Genomic DNA, 2,477 nt, shown 5'->3' with positions numbered 1-2,477 from the left:
GTGGCGGGCCAAGCTGTCCCCGGCCGGTTTTGCCGTCCTGCGCCATGAAGGCACCGAGCGCCCGTACAGCAGTCCGCTCAACGACGAGCACCGTCGCGGCACCTTCGCCTGCGCGGGCTGCGCGCTGCCGCTGTTTTCGTCGACGACCAAATTCGACAGCGGCACGGGCTGGCCGAGCTTCTGGCAGCCGCTGGCCGACGCGGTGGCGATCCGCACCGACACGACGCTCGGCATGGCGCGCATGGAAGTCCACTGCCGGCGTTGCGGCGGGCACCTCGGTCACGTCTTCGACGACGGACCGCGGCCCACCGGCCTGCGCTATTGCATGAACGGCGTGGCCATGAGCTTCGCCGCGTCGGCGTGACAGCGTGACAGCGTGACGGCGTGACGACCGCCGCCCAGATCTTTCCCTGATGGCTCCCTGATCTCCCGACCCCGGACCTCCGAATGCTGCTGCTCCTCCTGACCTATCTCGGCGGCGTGCTGACCATCGTCAGCCCCTGCATCCTGCCGGTGCTGCCCTTCGTCTTCGCCCGCGCCGGGCAGCCGTTCACGCGCTCGGTCCTGCCGATGCTTGCGGGCATGGCCCTGATGTTCACGCTGGTGGCCACGCTGGCCGCGGTCGGCGGCGGATGGGTGGTGCGCGCCAACCAGGCCGGACGCGCGTTGGCGCTCGTGCTGATGGCGGTCTTCGCGCTGGCGCTGCTGTGGCCCCGGCTGGCCGACGCCGTCGCGCGTCCGTTCGTCGCGGCGGGCGATCGCCTGTCGTCGCGGGCGCAGTCGTCGGGGCGGGGCGGACCGGCGTCCTCCTTCGTGCTGGGCGTCGCCACCGGGCTGCTCTGGGCGCCGTGCGCGGGTCCCATCCTCGGGCTGGTCCTGACCACGGCGGCGCTGCAGGGCGCGGGACTGCAGACCAGCCTGCTGCTGCTGGCCTACGGACTGGGCGCTGCCACCTCGCTGGCGGTCGCGCTGCTGGCGGGACGGCGCGTCTTCTCGGCCATGAAACGCCATCTGGGCAGCGGCGAGTGGCTGCGCCGCGGCCTGGGCATCGCGATGCTGGCCGGCGTCGCGGCCATCGCGCTCGGGCTCGATACCGGCGCGCTGTCGCAGCTGTCCATTGCCTCCACCGGCGGCTTGGAACAGCGCCTGCTGGAGCGCCTCCAGCACCCTGGCGACGGCGCGCCCGCCGCGATGGCGCCCCAGCCGCAGTCGGCCATGATGGCGTCGGCCGATGCCGCGATGGCCCCGAAGGACGCCATGCAAGGTGCGATGAACGGCGCGATGTCGGGAGCCATGACCGGCGCATCCGGTGGCTCCGGCGGATCGGCCGGCGCCATGATGATGTCGGGCGGCCACGGCGGGGCGGGGGCCTTGCCGGACCTCGGCGGCCTTCCGTCGCTGGACGGCGCCGTGCAGTGGCTGAATTCGAAGCCGCTGACGGCGGAGTCGCTGCGCGGCAAGGTCGTGCTCATCGACTTCTGGACCTATTCCTGCATCAACTGCCTGCGGTCCTTGCCCTATGTGAAGGCCTGGGCCGAGAAGTACCGCGACCAGGGGCTGGTCGTCATCGGCGTGCATGCGCCGGAGTTCGCCTTCGAGCGCGACGTCGACAACGTGCGCAAGGCCGCGCGTGACCTGGGCGTTGCCTATCCGATCGCCGTGGACAACAACTTCGCGATCTGGCGCGCGTTCGCCAACCGCTACTGGCCGGCGCACTACTTCATCGACGGGCAGGGACGCGTCCGCTTCCGGCACTTCGGCGAAGGCGACTACGCGCACTCGGAAGCGGTCATCCAGCAGCTGCTGCGCGAGAACGGCAGCGACCGGACGGACGGCGGCATGGTCGACGTCCAGGCGAAGGGCGTGGAGTCGGCGGGCGGCAGCCAGGAGGTCGCTTCCCCGGAGACCTATGTCGGGTACGAGCGCGCCGAGCGCTTCCAGTCGAAGTCGGGCGCGGTGCACGACCAGCCGGCCGCCTATGCGGCGCCTGCGCCGCTGGCGCTCAACGACTGGGCGCTGGACGGGGCCTGGCGTGTCGGGCCGCAGCAGGCGACCGCCCTGAAGCCGCAGGCGAAGGTGGTCTATCGCTTCCACGCGCGGGACCTGCACCTGGTGCTGGGCGCGCCGGCCGGCAGGACGGTGAGGTTCCGCGTCACGCTGGACGGTCAGCGGCCAGGTGCGGCGCACGGCATCGACGTCGATGCGGACGGCAGCGGCACCGTGAGCGGCCAGCGCCTGTACCAGTTGATCCGGCAGGGCGACGGCCCGTTGAAGGACCGCGACTTCAGCATCGAGTTCCTCGACCCCGGCGTGCTTGTCTACGCCTTCACCTTCGGTTGAACCGGGCCCGCGAGGCCATGAAAGGATGACCATGAACATGCCCTCCAACCCCCGCCCCGGCACGTCGACGACGTCGGGATCGACAGGACGCCGACGCCTGCTGCTGCTCGGCGCGGTGGCGCTGCCGCTCGCGGTGC

General features: G+C 71.6%; 2 protein-coding genes. Both read left to right on the top strand.

Annotated features, from left to right (window positions below):
• On the top strand, window positions 1-364 hold a 364-nt coding region (gene msrB / locus VF536_RS25200), incomplete at its 5' end, for a peptide-methionine (R)-S-oxide reductase MsrB (protein WP_331617709.1).
• An 83-nt stretch (window positions 365-447) separates the two neighbouring features.
• The gene (locus tag VF536_RS25195; RefSeq protein ID WP_331617708.1) at window positions 448-2,340 is read left to right on the top strand and encodes a cytochrome c biogenesis protein DipZ; all 1,893 of its coding nucleotides are present in this window, start codon (window positions 448-450) and stop codon (window positions 2,338-2,340) included.
• Window positions 2,341-2,477 lie beyond the last annotated feature (137 nt).

It is taken from the genome of Roseateles sp. (assembly GCF_036486225.1).
Lineage (GTDB): Bacteria > Pseudomonadota > Gammaproteobacteria > Burkholderiales > Burkholderiaceae_C > Roseateles.
This window is presented reverse-complemented; position numbering and strand designations above follow the sequence as displayed.